This is a genomic window from Pseudobacillus wudalianchiensis, from assembly GCF_001685015.1.
GTDB classification, from domain to species: Bacteria; Bacillota; Bacilli; order Bacillales; family Domibacillaceae; genus Pseudobacillus; species Pseudobacillus wudalianchiensis.
In genome coordinates this window covers 71,148-93,156 of record NZ_MAYT01000003.1, presented here as the reverse complement: position 1 = coordinate 93,156, position 22,009 = coordinate 71,148, and the positions used below count along the sequence as shown (strand labels likewise).

The window sequence follows — 22,009 nt, the reverse complement described above, 5'->3', positions numbered from 1 at the left end:
TTTGGAACCTTAGCTCCAATTCAGAAGCTTGGCTTTCTGATTCTGTTCCTATTGAATTTATCATAAGACCTTTATTTAGTTCATATTTTGGGCTGCTGACCGCTTTTAATCCTGAAAGGCTTTTGTAACTTCATCCTTTCTAGGCGTAATATTGAGCGGCTAACAAATTTTGAGCGATTGGACCTTTTTCGATATTCTGCTTAGGATTTTAACCGAAATAACATTCGTTTGTGGAAAGCTTTGGCATGATGGTTTTTGAAAATACGCGGGTTTGCACTTAGAGTCTTAAAAGCAGCTTTAACATTAAGGTCATCACTACCTCGTTTGTTCAGCAATCAGGCGCTTTCCTGTAGCAGGGATTAGCGCTTATTTCCATTTTAGGGCCAGATTGTTGTAGACTATCTAGACGAGGCAGTTGAGGTGAAGATGATATAATTAAATAATCTGATGTATATGAAGGAGACATAATGTTGGATGCAAAATGTATTAAATTCTATGAATTCGGTAGCCCTAGAGATGTAGTAAAAGTGGAGTCTAAAAGTATTCAACCACCAAAAGGTAATGAAGTCCTCGTTCGAATGTTAGCCCGCCCTATCAATCCATCTGACTTAATACCGATTAGAGGGTCATATTCTCATCGGGTTTCTTTTCCAAATATTCCAGGATATGAGGGAGTTGGCATAGTAGAAGACGTCGGTCCTTTAGTTTCCCATCATTTTATTGGTCAACGTGTTCTGCCTTTGCGAGGGGAAGGGACATGGCAAGAGTTTGTTAAAACGTCATCAGAATTTGCGGTTCCTATACCTGATTCGATTGATGATTTTACAGCAGCACAGATGTATATTAATCCAATTACAGCCTTGGTAGTATGTACCGAAGTTTTAAAATTAAAATCGGATGATGTTTTATTGGTTAACGCATGCGGTTCTTCTATTGGACATGTTTTTGCTCAATTATCGAAAGTTTTAGGTTTTCGGTTGATTGCAGTGACTAGAAATGATAAGTATATGGAGGAACTGCTTCATCTTGGTGCTTCTTATGTGATTGATACATCTCAAAATGACTTAAATGAAGTCGTTATGGAATTAACTAATGGGATGGGCACTGATGCTGCTATTGACTCTGTTGGGGGTTCAGATGGAAATGAATTGGCTTATTGTGTAAAGACTAACGGAAATTTTTTAACCATCGGTCTTTTATCAGGGATACAAGTGAATTGGGCAGAAATTATAAAAAAAGCTAAAGTGAATGCTAATATGTTTCATTTACGAAATTGGAATAAAAATGTTTCATCAGCTAAATGGCAAGAAACCTTCCGTCACTTAATAAATCTACTAAGTGATGGAAAATTACGTTTGATGACGGTAGATTCTCAGTATGATTTATTAAATGTAAAAAGGGCTATTGAAGTTGTTGAATCTTCTAAAAAGACAAAAGGGAAAGTGTTTTTAACTAGCTATTGAGTTATTAATTTTCAATTAAAATTAATAACTGAGGTCAATTTTGGAGCACTAATAGATAGGAAATGATCAAACTTTTTTATAAAAGCATAATCCGGTTGAAAATATTTAAGAGCCTGTTTTGATCTATCTTTTTTCAAAACAGGCTCTTTTCTATGACTATTTATCAAGATTATTAGTATCAATGTAATCAAACTTTATTTTAAAACACCACCTGACTTTTTGCACTTTTCTTTTTTCTTATGAATAAACTGACGCATAGTCAAAGGAACGCCGCTTTCACTTAACTAAGATACGGCCGTTGATAAGCTGGACAAATGTCTAGCCTTTTTTATGGGCTGTTCATCTAAATGGCTTTATAAGGCACTGAAGGTAGAGAGTCTTTGAATCCATTCCATATTCATTGAAGCCTTAAAAGTCGCCGTACTTTTTGCATGTTGCACTTTCCCAGCTTGTGATTAAAGACGCAGCCAGCGAATGTATAAGAGTCCTACGCAATAGGGGGAGAACTCAGTAGTAGATAGTTCACCTTGCAATTCAAGAGAACTCTTGGTCTCTTGTGCTTTTGAGATGTTTAATGAAAAAATATTTGTCTATATTTTTTCATTATCAAAATCGCCAGGGTCCTTTATTTGAAGTAGGTCCCGTCAAACGTTGCCGTTGCCCCATGCCAATATAGACAAGCAGATGATTCCTTTACCCGGATAGACTTTCCTTGATGGGTAAAGGTTATGCGGCAGTATGGATCCTTAGAGAAGGAGGATTTTGTATAGCCAGAATAGGTGGCTTTCCCGTCTTTTATCTTGGCAGTTCCTTGAAGATCTCCGACATGCTCGCCCATGACAACATGAATATCAAACTTGAAGCTAGAGGCGGTTTCATGGGTAATCAATAATTTTCCAAATTCAGTCTGCCATTTCCCGTTCCACTTTTTTGTGGAAGGGGAAGTGGGTGTTATCGCTTTTAAATACCTTGAAGCGACATACCCCGCTTTGTTTTTATATTTAATTTTTGACCAGCCGCCAGGCTCTGTACTATATACATACACGATAGTCCCATTTTTCAGAGAGCCCACGATTTTGGCTCTTGGACTTGGCTTCTCTCGTACATTCAACGTAGTTTTTACCTTCACAGTATGGTTTCCGGTGCTGGCTGCTGTTGGCTTGGCAGAGAACAATGTGATGGATAAAAAGAAAACCACCATCAATAGGAATATTTTTTTCACAGGGAACTCCTCCTTTTACAAAAAAATCCATCCTATTGTATTGTACTACGGGGGTGTTGTCGTCTTTTGGTATTTTGAACGACATTTTCCGCCATCATAAACCAGTAGTCTATTGAACTTGCCTTTCATACAATTGCGCCATTAGCCGCCGAAACAACATAGATGAGAAATGAAAGGGAAAAGGCTTCTGGGACAAGTGACAAGCGGAAGAAAATGTAGAAAAGAAGAGAGTGATCGTTATAGTAGAGTCATAGATGATAGCTTACAAAAATATGTTATTTATTAAAAAAGAAGTTGATGCTTCATTCTACATATTCCAACATCCTAAGTTGGATCCTATTAAAAGAGTACATGAGGGCTTTCTTGTTGACAAATTTTAAAAAATGTCCTATCTTATACTTACTTAATAATCGAAAGATGTTTATTTTCTCCTTTTTAAACAATTTGGGCTTTAGCATTCTTTTAATATTTAATATTGACTGGATGAAAAAGCGTCCTAATATAAAAAAGGAAGAGTAGCGTAAATCGATTTATTTCACAACCAACAGATTAAATTTAAGTTATACCGATATTTTCTTTAGAAGGAAGTTAAAACATAAAGTAAAATAACCTATAAAAAGGTAGCTCTTCAAAAAACTTTTTGGAAGTTAGTTGAAGTGAAGCCGACAACTTTAATAATTCAATGATTGAAAATAATCATTGAATTATCGAAGCTGTCGGTTTTTTTATTGAAAAAATAACATTTAATTAGTAAGAATAAACAAAATTGTATGAAATTACAAAAATATTGCCTGAATTAAAAGGACTTCTTGTACGTTAACGTTACTTAAAAAAGGGAGAATTTGAAATGTTAGTTTCGCTGAGTTTGCCATCATTGTTAATATTATTTTTTGTTATGCTTATTGCTTCTGCGTTAAGTGGACTATTGTTTTTGCATCCGCGAGTCCCTTTGGGCTTTGTTCGCATTCATATTGGTCTCACGGCTTTACCGCCTTTGATTTCCTTAGTGGCTCTTGCTAATAGTAGTGTAAATGGAAATGTTGGTCCTTGGCACTTGGATTCTTTGGCTTGGTTAATGGCTTTCTTTGTTCTTGCAATCGGTTTAATCATTCAGCGTTTTTCTGTGCGTTACTTAATGGGAGACCGCTATTATCGTAAGTATTTTGCTCTTTTCACATTTACTACGGGTTTTGCTTCAATTGCATGGTTAAGTGGCGATTTGCGCTTGATGGTTATATTTTGGGGAGCTACTCTTGCTGGATTAACCTTGCTGATCAGGTTAAATAGTGGGTGGAAAGTAGCTGTTGAAGCAGCCAAGGTTTCTGGTCGATTATTTATATTAAGTTGGTTTTCTTTGTTACTTGCAATGATTTGGCTTTTTCAAGTCACAGGTCAATGGCAGTTATCATTAGCGTTAACAAATGAAAGTTTAGCTCAACTTGGAGCATGGGAGAAAACAGGGATTAATTTATTGATCGTATTAGCAGTGATAATTCCTGCAGCTCAGTGGCCTTTTCAGAGATGGTTAATTGAGTCTATTGTTGCTCCGACTCCTGTTTCTGCGATTATGCACGCAGGATTAGTAAATGCAGGCGGGATTATGCTAACTCGATTTTCACCTCTTTTTAATGGTGACATAGCATCGATAATTTTACTTATCTTTGCCAGTATTTCTGTATTGATTGGAGCTGGAATTAGTTTAGTCCAGGTTGACTATAAACGCCAGTTAGTAGGCTCGACGATCGGACAAATGGGATTTATGCTTATTCAGTGTGCATTAGGTGCGCATATTGCAGCTATCCTTCACCTTATCCTACATGGACTGTTCAAAGCTACGCTGTTTTTACAGGCTGGTTCGGCAGTACGCCGTTTCGAAGTATCACCTCGCGTTAATGAAAGATCATCCTACTTGTGGGTCGTTGCTGGTCGAGTTTTAGGCTTAGTTATAGGGCTTGCTTTTTGGCTCATGGCTCCTGGAGAGGGATATCGATTGATTAGTGCGTTAATCTTAGGATGGTCATTGTCCGTTTCTTGGACACAGCTCGTAGCTTTTGGGGAGGGGAGAATTGGTCGAATTACTGGCTTATCACTTTTAGGAGGAACTGCCCTCATTTATTTTATCATTCATAACCTCTTCTATGAGTGGCTGCATGCAGCCGTTTCTCGAAGTACTCAACCTCCAATGCCAGTTGTCATCATTGTCGTATGTCTCTTACTAGTTGGTAGTGCGATAGGTACGTGGGTTGCTCGTAATCGTTCTTCAGTTTCCTTCGCAGTACTCTATCTTTGGTTAGTGCGGTTAGGTGAAGCGAAACCAAAGTCAGTAGAGAGTCATCCAAACTACCTTAAACAATATTAATCATAAGGAGGGAATCAATGATGGGCGTAACATCCGCGTTGATGGAAAGAAGTATAAGAAATAAAGATATAAATATTGATTTTCAAGAAAGCGATATTAACGTTTTAATTGAATCTGCTAGCCGAGTGATTGCACCCCTTGGACCCATTTCTACATTTGCAGCACGTAGTCCGTGGATGGGACTTGAAAAGCAATCTTTTGATCAGGTTGCAGGTTGGTTAAAAAATACTCGTGATGTTGATATATACCCTAGTGCTTCGATGATCCTTTCGGCAAAGAGCAAGGGAGAGATTGATGAAGCTTATGTGGAAATGGGGCTGCAGCGTTGGCTTGATTCACATTCCTTTAACATCCCACGGGACGTAGCGGAGCAGTTTTGCCGGGCTGCATTAAAATTAGATCCACTGCCTTCTACCCTTTTGTCATCACCTAAACTGGAGAAGTTAGCAGATGAGTTTAATGGATTAAATATGGATAGCCTTGAGAATTCTTCAATGCAACCAATAAGTTCGCAGTTAGAGAATCAAGATGGTGAAAGATTAGGCGATATTCTCGATCAACATGTCATCAAATGGTGTAAGTTATTTCTTGATGACTCCCAGGCGGGCTGGGCAATGCCAAATCGCGAGGAGGGTTTCTATCGTGCTTGGAAGCGTCTCATTCAATATGATCCAGCTCTTAGTAAAAAGCAGCGTGAAATCTTAAAAGGCTGGCCACAAGAGGCCCATTTGGCTTTACAAGAAGCATTATTCGCATTGGAAATTCCCGAATCAGAAATACAGGCTTATCTTGAAGGTCATTTACTTTCCTTGCCTGGATGGGCAGGAATGATGCTTTGGCGTTCTCAACAATCGAGCCACGAGCATGCACTCCTAACAGACTATTTAGCAGTTCGAATTTCTATGGAGTGGGCTCTCATAAAGCCTTGCTTAACTTTGAATAATTATCGATCTAAGAAAAAAGTTTCAATTGCTTCCCTTTTAGCATCCTGGCTCTATTGGGGGGGGCTTACAATCGATGAATGGTCACAAATGTCAGCGGCTGAACAAAAAGAATATTTATCCTTTGCCTACCGTTTTGATGAGAAGCTTCGCAGGAAACTTTGGTTAGAAGCTTGGGAACAAACATACACAGATCAATTAAGTCAGAAGATTGCCTCTAAGCAATATGAGAGTGACAATAAAAAATCTGTATTAGCTCAATTGGCATTTTGCATTGATGTACGATCAGAACCTTTTCGTCGTCAACTTGAAAAAGAAGGTCCGTTTGAAACGATTGGAATTGCCGGTTTCTTTGGCTTACCGATTGAAACTAGTGAACTTGGGAGTGATCACAGTCATTCTTCCTTGCCGGTTATACTAAAGCCTCAACACAAAATAAAAGAAGCTGCAGATGAAAATGAACTCAAATCATATCAACAACGTAAACAAGCAATTAATTCCTTAAGCTCTACATTTAAAATGATGAAACAAAATGTACTTTCAAACTTACTTTTACCTGAGCTAAGCGGACCTTGGCTTAGTCTCCAAACGGTAGCACGTAGTTTTATGCCGAGGGGAGCGGATCGTTTTATTCATAACCTTCATAAGACTTGGTTACGCAAACCTAATACAACGCTCTCACTTAATCATGCTCATAATAGAGAAGCAGAGATACCTGTTGGTTTTTCTGAAGAAGAAAAAGTGACGTATGCACGCCAAGCTCTGAAAATGATGGGGCTAACAAAGGATTTTGCGCCATTAGTCGTCATATGTGGACATGGCAGTAAAAGTACCAACAATCCCTATGCTGCTGCTCTTGACTGTGGTGCCTGCGGGGGAGCGGCAGGTGGATTCAATGCTAGAGTTCTAGCTGCTTTATGTAACCTTCCTGAGGTAAGAGAGGAGCTTTCTTTTGAGGGAATTAAAATTCCTGAGGATACTGTTTTCGCAGCCGCTGAGCATAAAACAACAGTGGATGAATTACACTGGATTTATGTTCCAGAGCTTTCCGAAGCTGCACAAGAAGCATTTGATTGTATTGAAGCTATTATGCCGAAAGTTAGTCATAATGCAAATGCAGAACGTCTAGCTCAATTACCGAATTTCCAATCGAAATTCAAAAATCCGAAGGCTGAGGCACACCGTTTTGCGGAAGATTGGAGTGAGATACGCCCGGAATGGGGATTAGCTCGCAATGCCGCTTTTATTATTGGTCAACGTAAACTAACTCAGGATTGTGACTTGGAAGGGAGGGTCTTCCTTCATAATTATGATTGGAATCAGGATGAACATGGTGATATCCTAGCTAACATCATTGCTGGACCAGGAACGGTGGCCCAATGGATTAATCTCCAATATTACGCTTCAACGGTAGCACCTCATTATTATGGCAGCGGAAATAAAGCAACTCAAACCGTTACAGCAGGTCTCGGTGTTATGCAGGGAAATGCAAGTGACTTGTTAGCTGGACTGCCTTGGCAATCCGTCATGCAATCCGATCACGAGGCTTATCATTCTCCTCTTCGTTTGCTGATTGTCATCCAAGCACCTAACGAATATGTAAAACGGTTATTAAATAATAATTCAGCATTTCGGGGAAAAGTTCAAAATGGATGGGTTCGACTGGCTAGTATTGATTCGAAAGGACGTTGGGAAAACTGGTAACTACTAAAATAAACAGTTATCAAATGATTTGTTAGGTGATCAAAACATGTATGACAATAAAGAAAGGATGTACTTTATGAATGTAGATAAAAATAAAAAAGCACTATTTTTAATGGACATTGAAAACGAGTTAGAGCCTATCTTGCAAGAAATGACTCATATTCGATCAGAAAATGTGCTGGCTATACAAAACTACGATACCGATATTCTGCATCCTTATGGAGATATAATGAGGTCTGTTATCCTTGCTATTTATCGGGAGAGTGTTGAAGAGGTTTTTGTGATCGGAACAAAAGAGAAGAGGACTTTCACAGTCAATATACCAACTCAACTTGAATCAATGAAAGACAAAACCCAAACGCTGGACTATCTTTTTCAAAATTGTATGCCAGAATTTTCGGGTGGCACGGTTAATGAATGGCTAAATGGAAAAGGAAATAGTAGTGATAATATCGAAAAAAGTGTTGAGATCATTCGTCATCATCCATTAGTGCCATCGCATGTTAAAGTCCAAGGTTTAATCGTTGACAAGCGGGATGAAAAATCCTTAATTGTGGAGGTTCCTGAGACTAAAACAAACCTTGGCTGATCATCATTTGCCATTTTGAAATAGCAGGGAGGGGTAACTTCTGTACACCCATACATGGAGAAAAGTCAGTGCTGCCTACCATGTATGGGGAAACAGCAGGTAATGGCTCAACCTTTTGAAACTTACTAAGTGTTTACATACAAGTCCCCGATAAGACCCATAAGATGTAGTAAGAACTTTTTTGGAGAGGTAGAACGAGAGCTTATATCCTTAAAAACTCTTCGAAAAAACTAAGAATGGGAATAGAGGTACTTGACCTACCTCTTGGAGTAGCTAGTGAAGACCGTTTTGGTTTACATTGTTATCTTCCTTGGGACGCAGAGGGTCATGAGATTCTTTTATGGATTAATGAAGAGTAAAGAGTAAAGCTTATAGAGCATGAGGGAGGCGTTGAAACCAATTTTGATCTAAAAATAATCTTTTCATTTAATGATCTTAAGGATTATTGATTGTTAAGCTGAAAGAATCTGCTTTGTATATCTAGCACGTATACGGGGGTTTTTCGAATGTAAGATTGACGATGGGCACTTACAATAAGGATAAAAATCGTGTGAGAGACTAAAAATAAAAAATAAGTGAAATAGACCAACTTTTTGTTCGGGAGATGCATAATACATGAAAGTATCGAAAGGTTCTTTTGAATCAGCGATAAGCAAGTCAATTACTCAATGGGAGAAGGACTATCTTGGGCGTGGGTCTGTATCTGTAAAGACAGATATAGTACGGAATATGATAATTGTTAATTTAAAAGGTATTTTAACACCAGCCGAATATACAGTTTGTGAAACAAAAGAGGGAATGCTAACCATAAAAAAAAATCGTTCCGAGTTAGTTGAATCAGGTGTAGAAGATCTTAAGGATATTATATTAACTATCACTGGAGAAAAAGTGAAAAGTTTTCATACTGATTTAAGCTCTCGTACGGGCGAACGAGTGATGATATTTAAATTGTTTAACGATCTTGAGAAAAATCTTTTAACGTAGGGGAATAAAGGAATGTCACCTAGAGAGATGTAATATTTTAGTAAACAGTACATATCATAATGCCCGCCATAACGATTCGAGCAAAGGTAAGGGCTGAAAGACATTGGTTACTCTCATGTTCATAACATAAATAATATAAATGATTTTTTTGGACGATAGGGCAACAGCCTTCTAAGCTGACGGTCAGAGGTTCGAATCCTTTAAAGCGAGTAAATTGTAAAAATGCATCTGGCCAGTTTTATAAAGACTGGCCAGATGCATTTTTTGGTATTTATTAAGGAGCTTTTTTAATTCACACGAAATCCGCTATCAGCCACGAAAGAGGGTTTTCAAATCGGAAGATCCTTTTAGCTGCTTAATAAACTAAAGCACCCGTCTCTGGATTATCGTAGATCGAGGGCGTAAAACATTTTGTCGTATCGATCAGTACCGATGGCCACAAAACGGGGCAATCGACCGTATTCTGTGAATCCCAGGGATTTATACAGCTTGGCGGCTCTTTCATTGTCACTACGGAAGTCAATGGTCAGCACTTCAATCCCAGCCTTAACTGCAGTGGAAATTAACTGATTCATAAGTTGGCGCCCTAAGCCACGACCTTGAAACCTTGGGTCGATTGCCAATTTTTCTATGTCGGCGTGAGGGTAGTGGGTGGGGCGATTATAGCGCCTCCAGTATCCAATCCCTGCCAGATCTTGACCGACCCAAGCTGCGATTAGGCATGCATTACTATTTTCACTTGCAATGGTCAACTCCAAGAGTAAATCAGCCACTTCTTCTGTTAAAGGCGGATCAACCCATCCAATTGCCGCTCCGTTTGAAACAAGTTTCTGTAATAATTTTGCTGCCTTTTTCACAAACTTTAAGTCTTGCATGTTTTCGATATCTACCACACACAACTCAACAGAATCCTTCATCAAGATCCCTCCAACCTTAATTCTTCTAAAAGAACATCACCTAACACTACTTTTATCATAACAATATATTCCGCCATATCGCTCTCAAGTTAAAAGAGGGTTCTAAGGTACATATAAATACTCTATACAGCTCCAGTTCATGTAACACTACCTGACTAGGAATCATTAATGAAATGGCTGCTAGGACAATCGCAGCATCTGAGCTTTTTGTTAACGATGGAATATCATTCAGTGCAAAACTAGATACCAAACAATTGGCTGTAATGGTTGAGAACTTGAATGACAGTGATGATCTAGAGTTAACAACCTTTCAACAGCTTCGCATTGAAAATTTCCCTCACTAAAAAAGGGGGCGCCTCATTTTATGTTTCTTACGCATTAATTTTCACCTTTAGATTTTTATAAAGTATTCATATAATGCTTTGGGGTTTTGTACAATCCTCTTAATTTAGGTATTTGTTGGCAGGCAAATTAATATTATTTTTATAGATAAAAAACTATAATGATTTTTTGTGAAAGGGGGGACAAATATGTTTATTCATACGGTTCAACCTGGAGATACTTTGTTTTCAATAAGTAATCGATATGATTCCTCTGTTGATCAGCTTCGGAGTGTTAATGGTTTGGCGGAGACGAATATTGTTCCGGGTCAATCCCTGCTTATCCCTCTCTATGTATATACTGTTCAGCCAGGAGACACGCTTACTAGCATTGCCGGGAGAGCTTACGTTTCCTTAGAGCAATTAAGAACGGCCAATCCATCCCTTAATCTCAATGTTTTACAACCTGGAATGAAAATTAGGATTCCTGATATATCGAACTATCTTGCAGGCACATTGGGGTATTATGTTGTTCGAACAGCAGAATTGGATCGAACGTTAATCAATCAGTTCGCCCCTTATCAATCTTATATTTCCATTTTTGAATATCACTTTGCCGCTAATGGAGATATAGTGAACAATCTAAATGACTTAGTTGCAATTGAAACCACTTGGAGGAACCGAGTTACACCACTAGTCACTATCACTAATCTTACTCCTGAGGGATTTAGCCCTGAGCTTGCTCATGAAGTCCTAAATAATCCTGCAGCAAGGACAAATCTTGTAAATAATATCTTGTATTTAGTATCCAGAAAAGGGTATGGCGGAGTAAACATTGATTTTGAGCGTGTAATGGGTGAGGATAGGGACCTTTTTACAGGATTTTTACGCCAATTGCGGGACCGTTTGAGGACAGCAGGCTACGTTTTGACAATTGCAGTTCCAGCAAAAACAAGTGATGATATCCCATGGTTAAAGGGATACGATTATGGGGGGATTGGAGCTGTCGTTGATTATATGTTTATTATGGCATATGATTGGCATCATTCTGGTAGTGAACCAGGGCCTGTTGCACCAATTACTGAGGTAAGAAGTACGATACAATTTGCCATAAGGAGTGTTCCGCGAAGAAAAGTTATACTTGGAGTTCCTTTATACGGATATAATTGGTTAATCCCGTACAGGCCGGGAACAGTTGCGCCCGCTATATCAAATCAGAGAGCGATTGAAACAGCAATGAGGTACCAGTCACCTATCCAATATTCAGAGGAATATGAATCACCATTCTTTCAGTATAAAGATGAACAGGGACAAACACACGAGGTATGGTTTGAAGATGTAAGAAGCATGAGTGCAAAAATGATATTAATTCGTGAGTATGGTTTACAAGCGATAGGTGCTTGGCAATTAGCACTTGGATTTACACCGGGACCTTGGCTCTTAAGAAAATTTTTCACCATTAAAAAGATATAAATAGCGATATCCCCCAATGCCTATACCACTAAGACGGAGTATGATACTCCGCACTAATCAATTGTATTTTGTTATTTAGAAAGGAAGGGGAGAGTATGAATGGTTCGCAGGCGTTGGACAACGTTAAGGAGACTTGAAAAATTGTCGGCGCAGGCGCTGCTTACTTTTGCTGCCATGATTCTCAAGAGAATGGCCAGCTGGACTCGGCAAGGTCCGAAGATGGTCTAAATAATTGACTCGGAGAGGTCTATCTTTCTCTCGACTGGAAAATCAACTAAAAAAGAAAGGGGTTCGGAATGAGACCGTTCCGAACTCCTTTTGTCACAAGCCTCTTTGTGTTTTCAGAACCGTTGCAAAGCGATATAAGGGCTTGTGAAAGTAACCGGTCACTTTCTATTAAATATTAATCTTCAGAACTTTTCCCATCTTACCTAATTCAGACTCAATATATTCCTTACTATAATCATAGCCAATTAAGGCAATGACATTGCCTGTGTCGTCTATTACTGGTGCAAGGCTTGTTTTCCATTCTCCATAAATGTCTTTATATATCGGAGTTACTTCAACTCTTCCTTTCACTGCATTAGTAGCTACTTTAATGAATTCAGGAGAGGATTCATATGATTCTCCAGGATTCATAATAAAGTCTTTGTCTGCAACCAGAGTCCTGAACTTTTTATTTTCAAGCATATCAAAGATAAAGGCCCATTTAATGCCACCTTCCTGTTTTCTGATCATGGTAAGCTGGCTTTGAAGCTTTTGAAAAATAGGATTTGAAAATGATGGATCTCTTTTTAATTCACTGACTTCTTCGGGCTGTATGATGGCCGCTGTCGCTATAGCTACGGAACGCAATCGGTTATTTAGCTGGTTTTCAAGAATGTCTCTTTTAGCAGATGGTACTATATTCTGTTCCGACAATTTTGTTAAAATTTTTCTATACTTTCTGCTCATCGTGGGCTGGCTGACATCTAGCACCTTGGATGCTAGTTTAATAGATTTATACTTTTCCATAGCCATAGTAATTAACTGCTCTTCTACAAGATCGATGGCTTCTTGAAGGGGCATAAGATGATTAAACAGGGGTGGAGATTTAATAACTTCTTGTTCAAATGGGACAAATGCTTGAACTGAGGAAGCATCTACTATTGGATTTTTACTCGTAACAACAATTCTCTCAATCGTATTTTCAAGCTGTCTAATGTTACCTGGCCATTCATAGATCGACATGAAGTCGATTGCATCTTGATTAATTTCGATGGTCCGATCATACATAGTATTATACTTATGCAAAAAGAAACTAATTAAGTAAGGAAGCTCTTCAATCCTTTCCCTTAATGAAGGGATGTTGATAGGAATAACATTTAAACGATAGTAAAGATCTTCCCTGAATGTCCCTTTATTCACTAAGCTTTTAATATCTTTATTCGTCGCTGCGATGATTTGGATATCAAGTTTAACGGCATTCGAACTCCCTAACCGAGTAACTTCTCTTTCCTGCAGAACTCTTAGTAATTTAACCTGAAGGCTAAGCGGCATCTCCCCAATTTCATCGAGAAAAATGATTCCCTTATTTGCAAGTTCAAATTTGCCAGGTGCACCATCCTTCTTGGCGCCGCTAAAGGCCCCTTCCTCATAACCAAATAGTTCGCTTTCCAATAGATTTTCAGGAATGGCCCCGCAGTTTACTGCAATAAATGGCTTGCTTTTTCTAGTACCTAGATCATGAATGGCCCGCGCTATTACCTCTTTACCTACGCCGGACTCTCCCAATAAAAGAACGGATGATGAAACCTTTGCAGCCATTTCAACAGTACTTAAAACGTCCATCATTTTTTGACTTTTCACAATAAATAACCTGGAAATATCTTTTGTAAGCGCTTTAGAAAAATCAATTTCATCCTCTAAAGTATTTTCCATCAAAATATTATCGCTTCTTGAAAGAGCTTTAAGTCCCCATGTGTAATACTCCTTATTATGATCTGGGTAACAAGTAATAAGGATTCTTTGGTTATTCCAAGCCGTATGAATAACAGATCTTTTATCTCCATTAAGTAAATCTTCTAGAGATGATTCATCATAAAAGACTTTTTTTTCAATGTTAAATAAATTCATGCCGACCAAATCAGGTTTATCTTTCCGCACTATTTCAATGTTTCCGAAATTTTCGATTATTTTTCCCTGAGTATCAGTAATAATAAGTTCATCGTATATATTCAAAAGAGCTGACTGTAAAACGTCCACCATCGTGCTATAAATGTTAATCACTCCCTTTTCGATGTTTCTCTGAAGTTATTTCAATTTTAAATGAAAATCTAACAAATGCAAATTAATTATTTTCTGAAATTTGTGTTTGTAATGAGATTCAATTGAGCATGATACAAAGTTCGATTGTCCTTTTTACTCTTTCTTTTCAAATCATTTTCAACTTTGAATGAAAAATTCATAAATGAAATTCCCTGTTTGCTCAATTCTAGATTTATAAAGGATTGTCAATTGGCATACAAATTGCAATAATCTAAATAGATTAAATATTCAAATGAGTGAAGAGGGGATATTTTGAAAAGAGAAAGCATGATTGAAAAAAACATGATGTCTACAGATGCATTTGTCAGGAACTTGTATACCGACCTTCATGAAAGGATTGAGCATTATGAGAAAGAAGAATCTGATACTAAAAAAATGGGGATCGTTGATGTCGTTCCTGAGCTTGCAATAATAGGAGTCATTTCCGCATTTTTGTTATTTGTTATTTTCTAGATGACATTTTATTGGAAATTTTGTATACGCTTTCAATGATCGATAACCAGGTTAGGTACTTGCAACCTGCTAAATGAAAATATCTGGAGGTTAAAATGAGTAAAGAAAATTCCGCTATTTCAAAAGATGTGGCTTTTGGATTTCTGCCTGCACAAAAAAGTGATCGTGTGTTTGGTTTTTGGGATTTGGTTCTTATTCAAGTGGGAATCGGTATTTCTTGTATCTGTATACTTGTAGGCGGATATACCGGGATGCTGCTTAGCGCTAAAGAAGCTATTGCATCGATTTTATTTGGGAATGCATTGCCTTTCCTATTAATTGCACCTATCATCCTTCTTTTTGCTAGGTATGGAGTGGATACATTTATTGGTTTTCGCAGCGCGTTAGGATACTTAGGATCAAATATCTTTTATTTCATCTTCATGTTCCTTACGATCGGTTATATGTCAATTGCTTTCTTTATGGCAGGGCAGGCATTAGTGAAGATTGCTTCTGTAGCTGGCCTTCCAGAGTTTTTTACTTCGAGAACAACTGGAGCCCCTTTCTTTGCCATCATTATCTTTGCGATTGTATTTTTTATTACTTTTCAGGGACCTCTGGTCATGCGTAAGTTTAACTTATTAGGCGTACCAGCTATTTTACTGATGACTTTAGGGCTCATAGCTCTTTTAATGTTTGGACAGGGATTAGATAAAATATTCTCTTTATCTCCAGCTGAATCCTATGAGGATCACGCTCGTTCAATGATCACCGCTTTAGAAATAAACATTGGACTTGGATTTTCTTGGCTTCCTTATCTAGGTCAATACAGCAGACTTGCCAAAAGTGAGAAATCTGCATTTAAAGCCGGCTTTTTCAGCTATGGCATCATTGTCAACGTCGCTGTCATACTAGGAGCCCTGGCTGCATTAGTAGTTGCTTCACTAGATCCAACAGATTGGATGTTCGCGATCGGAGGCACATGGATCGGAATTATTGGTCTTTTATTGCTTACTCTTGGAAATATCACGGCCGGAACTTTTCTTATGTATTCACAAGCTATTAGTTTTAAAACGGTTTTTCCAAAGAAATCTTGGTCTGTTGCCATGGCAACAGCTATCCCAACAGTCTTACTATTACTAAGTGCATCTTTTTACGATGCTTTCGGATCTTTTATTACAGTAATTTCATATATCATGGCGATATTTGGAGGAATCGTCATTTCTGATTTCTTCTTTGTGAAAAAGCAGAAAGTTTCCATTAGAGACCTCTATGATACAAACGGAAGTTATTATTACTGGAAGGGAGTAAACCCATCTGCCATTGTAAGCTTTATAGTTGGTACAGCTGTATACTGGAGCCTATACAATCCTGTACTAGATACTTCAAGCAGCTTGTTCTATTATATTTCCGCCGGTATTCCAGCATACTTTGCTGCAGGGATCTGCTATTACATTTCGGCTAAATACTTTTTTTCTTATAGTGTAGATCGGGACACTAGTAAAAGTTCTTTACCCTCCAAAAGCAACAATGCTGTTTAACTCAGAAATTTTATTTTTGAAATAAAATTTAAAAATTGAAATTGACTATAGCCATTTAAAAATTATAAAACCTGATTTATCACGGTTTTCTTCACAAAAAACGTTTGGCACAAATATTGCAAATACTAGACTAAGAGTAGAGAAAATGTAGTAAACAATTTTGCTGCTCATTTACTCAGCACATGAAATTTATTGAAAGGGGGGATACATTGACTATCTTGGTAATCGGACTAAATCATGAGAATGCTCCTCTAACTATAAGGGAACAGATTCACTTTGATGCGCTTGAGAAAAAAGATATCGAACGCAAATTAATATCTAATCCTATCATCAAAGAATGTTTAGTGCTCAGTACATGTAACAGAACTGAAATTTACGCGGCTACAGATAATCTGTATTTGGCAGAAAGATTATTAAAAGAGAAATTGCTGAAAAAAGTAACCAAATATCATCACATAGCCGAAAGTGTTGTTTATGTCAAAGTAAATGATGAAGCTGTTACTCATTTGTTTACAGTGGTTTGCGGCTTAGATTCCTTAGTTATAGGGGAAACTCAAATCCTTGGGCAAGTGAAACGAGCGTTTCTGGATAGCCTGAACTCTGGAAGCACTGGTGAACTTTTCAATCGTCTTTTCCAACAAGCCATAACGCTTGGGAAAAGAGCACATACTCAAACGGACATTGGAAAACAAGCGGTTTCCATCAGTTATGCAGCCATCCAAATGTTAAAAAGGAAAATTCCTCAGTTAAAACAGAAAAAAGTCTTATTGATTGGTGCAGGAACGATGAACAAGTTAGCTGCCCAGCATTTGAAGGAAGCAGGATGCAACCAACTGATTTTCGTGAATCGAACATTAGATAAAGCAGAGAAGTTAGCTGCACCTTATAATGGAAACGTTTACCCTCTAGATGAGTATTTACAATTGTTAGAAGAAGTCGATTTAGTTATTTGCTCCATCGATAAGAACAATTACTTACTGGATGTAACAGATGTAATGAATCTTACACGAAGAAGAGAACGTCCGCTTACTATTATCGATCTTGGAGTTCCAAGAAACATAGACCCAAGAATTGGCGAACTAGAAAATACCTATGTATACGATGTGGATCACTTACATGGTGTTATTGAATCAAACACACAGCAAAGATTAACAGAAGCCAATAAGATAAAACGGATGATAACAAAGGAATTGTTTGAATTTAATGATTGGAAAAAAACATTAGCCGTTGTACCTCTTATCGAAGAACTGCAAGAAAAAGCTTCGAATATCCAAGCAGAGGCCATGAAACATATTCAAAATAAATCACCTAACCTATCTGAAAAAGAAAAGCAGGTTATTTTGAAATATACAAAAATGATTTCCAATCAATTCATTCGCCAGCCGATTCTTATGATGAAAGAGATCGCTTTGCAAGAGGAAAACTACGAAAAAAGGGATGAATATCTAAAGTTAATTTCCAGAATATTTGAATTAGAGAGTGAATTGAACTTTGACTTTGATAGGAATCATTCCTTTTCGCATCAGTTGCTGCAAAACACAGGAAGCTAATAACAAGAAAATTCTTTTCATTAAAAAGGAGGAAATCTAGATGTTTAAATCAACAAATCTTGATATGTTTACATTCCCATTTACCAATTACAAAAACAAGACATATCGTTATTCCAACGATTTAGTGGCGTTAGGTGAAGATAAAGTAAACTTTATGAAAATTACTCCTGAGTATCAGGCTCAAATAAAACGTAAACGCGAATTGCTGGAAGAGCAGCCAGAAGTTCGCTATCAATCATTCCCACACACGATGGAAATGCAATGGGAATTCGTTGAGTTAATAATTGATCTGGCAGTAGATAAATATCCTGAACACTTCAGTATTGAAAAAAATGGAGATCAATGGACTTTTTCTAACCATATTCTTGGAGAAAAAGAAACCTTCATTTTTGGCGATGAATCAAGCATTTCACTAGAGCCTTATGATATGATTGGCCGTCATTTTCACCATGACTATATGTTGATGGTGAATAGAGACGATAATTTCTATCTAGAAGTCGCTCAAGAGTCCTTTGCGGCATTATTTTCACCACACTGGAATCTTGGAATGTCATTTAATGAAATACATGGGCCAGTACCATTTGTTAGTCGAGATGGCGTAGAACTGACGGACAGAATCAGAAAGTTCTTATTAACGATTGAACCAGGAGCACCAAGAACAAGAGTAAACTGGAACCTTATGGCAGATCGTTGGGATGTTAACTATGAAACAATGGATATTTGGGGACCTGAAAGAGAGAAGGTCACAGCAGAAAATGCAGGAGAGCTTGTTCACCTTCGGGTAGAAGAGCAATGGTTCGTCCGTATGCCGCGAAGTAATGCTATCTTATTTGTCCTTGACACTCAGTTTCTCCCATTGGAAGACCTGGTGCTGAGACCAGAATGGCTAGAGATCACTTATTTTAATCTTGCAGATATTCCAGATTATATGGCGGAGTATAAAGGGATGGCACCATTTTTACCTCAGTCGGTTGAGTATCTTAAAAACTTGATTGATAGTTTAAAAGTGAAATAAAAACCAAGAAGAAAGGGAGGAGTACTTTGTATAGTAGCCCGGTATTATATGATCAATCAGAAACCATTAAAGAAAAACTTGCCTTTAATGATAAAAGGAAAAAGCATCTTATTATTTACGATCAAAAGGCTGTAAGCGATGTCAAACAAGTTTTAGCTAAAGATACACAAGAAGAGCTTGAATATGAGCACTTTGAAATTGGAGATTCCATCGACCTTCAAGCCCTGCGCACTCTGCTTTATAGTCAAAAAATGGGGACTCATCTATACATTGCTTCGGACTGGGATCATGCTGCCGCTGTTTTTGCTGAAGCGATAGAAGCCGGTTTCACAGAAGATGAAATTCAGACAATTATCTATGGCCCTAAAAGACGTTACATTTATTGTATGAAATGTTATCAAAAGAGTGAAATCAACTATGATGATGAGGTCCAGTGTACACATTGCAATGCTTATATGGAGGTTGGCCCGTTTTTCTCCAAAGTTCGCAAAGGTTATATAGGATATCCATTCATCCCTAATTAACACAATTTTTATACACAATGAAGAAAGGACTGAGGTGAAGGTTATGAGAGTATATGGAAATATAGAAATGAATGTGGGGAAGATAGAGCAAATAACGGAAAGCGTTAAACGTTTTTATCTTTACCCTTCCGATCAGAAATTATTACCAGCGTTTACCGGCGGTGCGCATATTACTACATATGTGAACCAGGGAGATAAAACCCTTGAAAGGGACTATTCTCTTGTCAGCGATCCAACCGATCGTACTCACTACTCTATCTCTATTAATCGTGATCCAAATTCAAGAGGAGGGTCCGTTTACTGGCACGATCACGTAAAGGTGGGTGATACCGTTAAAACGAGTTTTCCAAAAAACCACTTTACGTTAGGTTTTCATGCTAAACATCATGTGTTTTACGCCGCTGGAATCGGGATTACTCCATTCTTAACCATGATGACGGAACTAGAAGCTCAAGGGAAAACATTTGAACTTCATTATGCAGCTCGAACAAAGGAACAGTGTGCTTTTTATGATTACTTAAATGAAAAGTATCCAGGCAAATGTACTTTCTACTTCTCAAGAAGTGATGAGCCTGTACGCATGACTCCTGAAACGATGAAGAATCAAAGAATTGGCAGCCATGTTTACTTCTGTGGCCCTGTTTCTATGGTTACTGAATATAAGGAAGCAGCCCTATCCTATGGATATCCTGAAAAATCTGTTCACTTTGAGCTATTTGCAGCTGCAGGTGGAGAAAACAATCCATTTTTAGTAGAAATAGTGAATAGCAACACAGTAATAGAAGTAAGTCCTGAGCAAACCCTATTAGAAGCATTGCTTGATGCAGGCATCGAAGCTCCATATTCTTGCAAAGCTGGAGGGTGCGGACAATGTGAAGTTGATGTCGTTGCGGGGGAAGTTGATCATCGAGATATCTTTTTCAGCGATGAAGAAAGAAAACAAAAAAATATGATATTGACATGCTGTTCAAGAGCCAAGGAAGAAAAATTAGTTTTAAAAATATAACTTATGAGGTGGAAACATGACAGTACAAACACAAGCAATCGAATTGAAAATGTATATTAATGGTGAGTGGAGAGATTCTCAAAACTCAGATTTAAATAAAGTTATCAATCCTGCAAATCAAGAAATTATCGCTACAGCTCCTAGAGCAACAAAAGAAGAAACAGAAGAAGCGATTGCTGTTGCAAAGGCTGCATTTGAAAGCGGTGTATGGTCTGAACTAACTACTCACGAGCGAGCTAAATATCTAAATAAAATTGCAGACAAGATTGAAGAGAATTTTGATGAGTTGGTTAAATTAGAAGTAATGGACAATGGTAAGTTGAAAGCTGAAGCTGAATTCGATATTAGTGATGCTGCAACATGCTTCCGTTATTACGCTGGTTTGATTATGACACCTGATGGCGAAACATACCATGTACCTGAAGATGTACAGGCAATGGTTGTGAAAGAGCCTGTTGGGGTTACTGGCCTTATCGTTCCTTGGAATTTTCCATTGTTAATGAGTGTGTGGAAAATAGCTCCGGCATTAGCTGCAGGAAATACAATTGTTTATAAACCAGCGGAATCTACGCCGATTACTGCAATGAAATTAGTAGAAATCATCGAAGAAGTTGGTGTTCCAAAAGGTGTTGTAAACCTTGTGATGGGTAGAGGCTCCGTCGTTGGCCAGACGATAGCGGAAAGCCATGACGTTGATCTTGTTTCCTTTACAGGAAGCACAGACGTTGGGCGTGAAATTATGAGAGCTGCTGCAGGAAATTTAAAGAAAATTTCTCTAGAATTGGGCGGCAAATCTCCAAACATTATTTTTGCTGATGCAGACTTTGAAACAGCCGTGGATTATGCGTTATTTGGAATTTTCTTTGGCGCTGGTCAAGTATGCTCATCCGGCAGCCGTATTTTAGTAGAAGAAAGCATCTATGATAAATTCGTAGAACGCTATGTTGAACGTGCGAAACAAATTAAAGTCGGTCCTGGTCTAGATGAGACTTCCCAAGTGGGCGCAATTAACAGTGAACATCAAATGAATGCTATCTTAAACTACATCGAAATCGGCAAAGAGGAAGGGGCTACGCTGGCATGCGGCGGCCGTCGTTTAACAGAAAACGGATTAGATAAAGGATTCTTTATCGAGCCAACAGTTTTCACAAACGTTACATCTGACATGCGCATCGTTCAAGAAGAGATTTTTGGACCAGTTGTTACAATTCAAAAGTTCAAAGATGAAGAAGAGGCAATTAAGTTAGCAAATGACACTGTTTATGGACTTGCCGGCGGTGTGTTCTCAGGTGACGGTGCAAAAGCTATGCGAGTCATCAAAAAGGTTCGGGCTGGAATCACTTGGGTGAACTCATACCATCCTACTTATGTAGAAGCTCCATGGGGCGGATATAAACAAAGTGGAATTGGCCGCAGCCTTGGAACTTACGGTTTAGAGGATTTCCAAGAAGTCAAGCAGATCAATGTTAACCTTGCAGTAGAACCTGTAGGTTGGTTTCCAAACTGATAAGTTTTATAAAGGGAGATGAAGAGAAGTGGGCACCTCACTTCTCTTTTTTCAATCAAGTATGAGGTTTTATATTATATAAGAAAAAAATCTTGTCTGTTTTAGTACTAGTAGTTCCTATTTTAATCACCAATGCTGCAACTTTTCTAAGTCAT

18 protein-coding genes are annotated in these 22,009 nt (G+C 38.1%); 15 read left to right on the top strand and 3 right to left on the bottom strand.

Annotated elements, in window-relative coordinates:
* The first annotated feature begins 467 nt into the window (after positions 1-467).
* A complete protein-coding gene (locus A8F95_RS05640) occupies positions 468-1,463 on the top strand; it encodes a zinc-dependent alcohol dehydrogenase family protein (RefSeq protein WP_065409651.1) in 996 nt (331 codons plus the stop codon).
* Between the two features lie 625 nt (positions 1,464-2,088).
* Here A8F95_RS05640 and A8F95_RS05635 read toward each other — a convergent pair.
* Complete coding sequence (locus A8F95_RS05635; protein WP_065409650.1) at positions 2,089-2,685, bottom strand: SH3 domain-containing protein; 597 nt, start codon at positions 2,683-2,685, stop codon at positions 2,089-2,091.
* Between the two features lie 847 nt (positions 2,686-3,532).
* Between A8F95_RS05635 and A8F95_RS05630 the strand changes: the two genes are divergently transcribed.
* From A8F95_RS05630 to A8F95_RS05615, 4 genes are all read left to right on the top strand, one after another.
* The gene (locus tag A8F95_RS05630) at positions 3,533-5,044 is read left to right on the top strand and encodes an NADH dehydrogenase subunit 5 (RefSeq protein ID WP_065409649.1); all 1,512 of its coding nucleotides are present in this window, start codon (positions 3,533-3,535) and stop codon (positions 5,042-5,044) included.
* Between the two features lie 20 nt (positions 5,045-5,064).
* Positions 5,065-7,689, top strand: a complete 2,625-nt coding sequence (locus tag A8F95_RS05625) for a DUF2309 domain-containing protein (RefSeq protein ID WP_065409648.1) — start codon at positions 5,065-5,067, stop codon at positions 7,687-7,689.
* 76 nt (positions 7,690-7,765) lie between these two features.
* A complete protein-coding gene (locus tag A8F95_RS05620; RefSeq protein WP_065409674.1) occupies positions 7,766-8,278 on the top strand; it encodes a carbonic anhydrase in 513 nt (170 codons plus the stop codon).
* A 615-nt stretch (positions 8,279-8,893) separates the two neighbouring features.
* A complete protein-coding gene (locus A8F95_RS05615) occupies positions 8,894-9,262 on the top strand; it encodes a Na-translocating system protein MpsC family protein (RefSeq protein ID WP_065409647.1) in 369 nt (122 codons plus the stop codon).
* A gap of 383 nt (positions 9,263-9,645) precedes the next feature.
* On the opposite strand, the gene A8F95_RS05610 is transcribed toward A8F95_RS05615, so the two are convergent.
* Positions 9,646-10,179: a GNAT family N-acetyltransferase gene (locus A8F95_RS05610; protein ID WP_065409646.1), complete on the bottom strand. Its 534-nt coding sequence runs from the start codon at positions 10,177-10,179 to the stop codon at positions 9,646-9,648.
* A 173-nt stretch (positions 10,180-10,352) separates the two neighbouring features.
* Between A8F95_RS05610 and A8F95_RS22345 the strand changes: the two genes are divergently transcribed.
* From A8F95_RS22345 to A8F95_RS23175, 3 genes are all read left to right on the top strand, one after another.
* Positions 10,353-10,523 carry a hypothetical protein gene (locus tag A8F95_RS22345; RefSeq protein ID WP_176713633.1) on the top strand — a complete coding sequence of 57 codons (171 nt, stop codon included), beginning with the start codon at positions 10,353-10,355 and terminating at the stop codon, positions 10,521-10,523.
* A 186-nt stretch (positions 10,524-10,709) separates the two neighbouring features.
* On the top strand, positions 10,710-11,972 hold the full coding sequence (locus A8F95_RS05605) for a glycoside hydrolase family 18 protein (protein WP_065409645.1): 1,263 nt from the start codon (positions 10,710-10,712) through the stop codon (positions 11,970-11,972).
* Between the two features lie 99 nt (positions 11,973-12,071).
* The gene (locus A8F95_RS23175) at positions 12,072-12,200 is read left to right on the top strand and encodes a hypothetical protein (protein WP_281181743.1); all 129 of its coding nucleotides are present in this window, start codon (positions 12,072-12,074) and stop codon (positions 12,198-12,200) included.
* A gap of 168 nt (positions 12,201-12,368) precedes the next feature.
* Here the strand turns inward: A8F95_RS23175 and A8F95_RS05600 are convergent, their stop codons facing one another.
* Positions 12,369-14,219, bottom strand: coding sequence for a sigma 54-interacting transcriptional regulator (locus tag A8F95_RS05600; RefSeq protein ID WP_065409644.1), 1,851 nt, complete (start codon positions 14,217-14,219; stop codon positions 12,369-12,371).
* Between the two features lie 312 nt (positions 14,220-14,531).
* Between A8F95_RS05600 and A8F95_RS05595 the strand changes: the two genes are divergently transcribed.
* From A8F95_RS05595 to A8F95_RS05565, 7 genes are all read left to right on the top strand, one after another.
* Positions 14,532-14,732 (top strand): hypothetical protein, encoded by a 201-nt coding sequence (locus tag A8F95_RS05595; RefSeq protein ID WP_065409643.1) that lies wholly within the window; start codon positions 14,532-14,534, stop codon positions 14,730-14,732.
* A gap of 95 nt (positions 14,733-14,827) precedes the next feature.
* The gene (locus A8F95_RS05590) at positions 14,828-16,252 is read left to right on the top strand and encodes a purine-cytosine permease family protein (RefSeq protein ID WP_065409642.1); all 1,425 of its coding nucleotides are present in this window, start codon (positions 14,828-14,830) and stop codon (positions 16,250-16,252) included.
* 182 nt (positions 16,253-16,434) lie between these two features.
* Complete coding sequence (gene hemA / locus A8F95_RS05585) at positions 16,435-17,802, top strand: glutamyl-tRNA reductase (protein WP_077247231.1); 1,368 nt, start codon at positions 16,435-16,437, stop codon at positions 17,800-17,802.
* Between the two features lie 40 nt (positions 17,803-17,842).
* Entirely contained in the window at positions 17,843-18,817 is a 975-nt protein-coding gene (locus A8F95_RS05580; protein WP_065409640.1) for a heme-dependent oxidative N-demethylase family protein, read from the top strand.
* A gap of 26 nt (positions 18,818-18,843) precedes the next feature.
* Entirely contained in the window at positions 18,844-19,341 is a 498-nt protein-coding gene (locus A8F95_RS05575; protein ID WP_065409639.1) for a hypothetical protein, read from the top strand.
* A 43-nt stretch (positions 19,342-19,384) separates the two neighbouring features.
* Complete coding sequence (locus tag A8F95_RS05570) at positions 19,385-20,347, top strand: PDR/VanB family oxidoreductase (RefSeq protein WP_245671146.1); 963 nt, start codon at positions 19,385-19,387, stop codon at positions 20,345-20,347.
* A 16-nt stretch (positions 20,348-20,363) separates the two neighbouring features.
* Positions 20,364-21,854 (top strand): aldehyde dehydrogenase family protein, encoded by a 1,491-nt coding sequence (locus tag A8F95_RS05565; RefSeq protein ID WP_065409638.1) that lies wholly within the window; start codon positions 20,364-20,366, stop codon positions 21,852-21,854.
* The last annotated feature ends 155 nt before the right edge of the window (positions 21,855-22,009 follow it).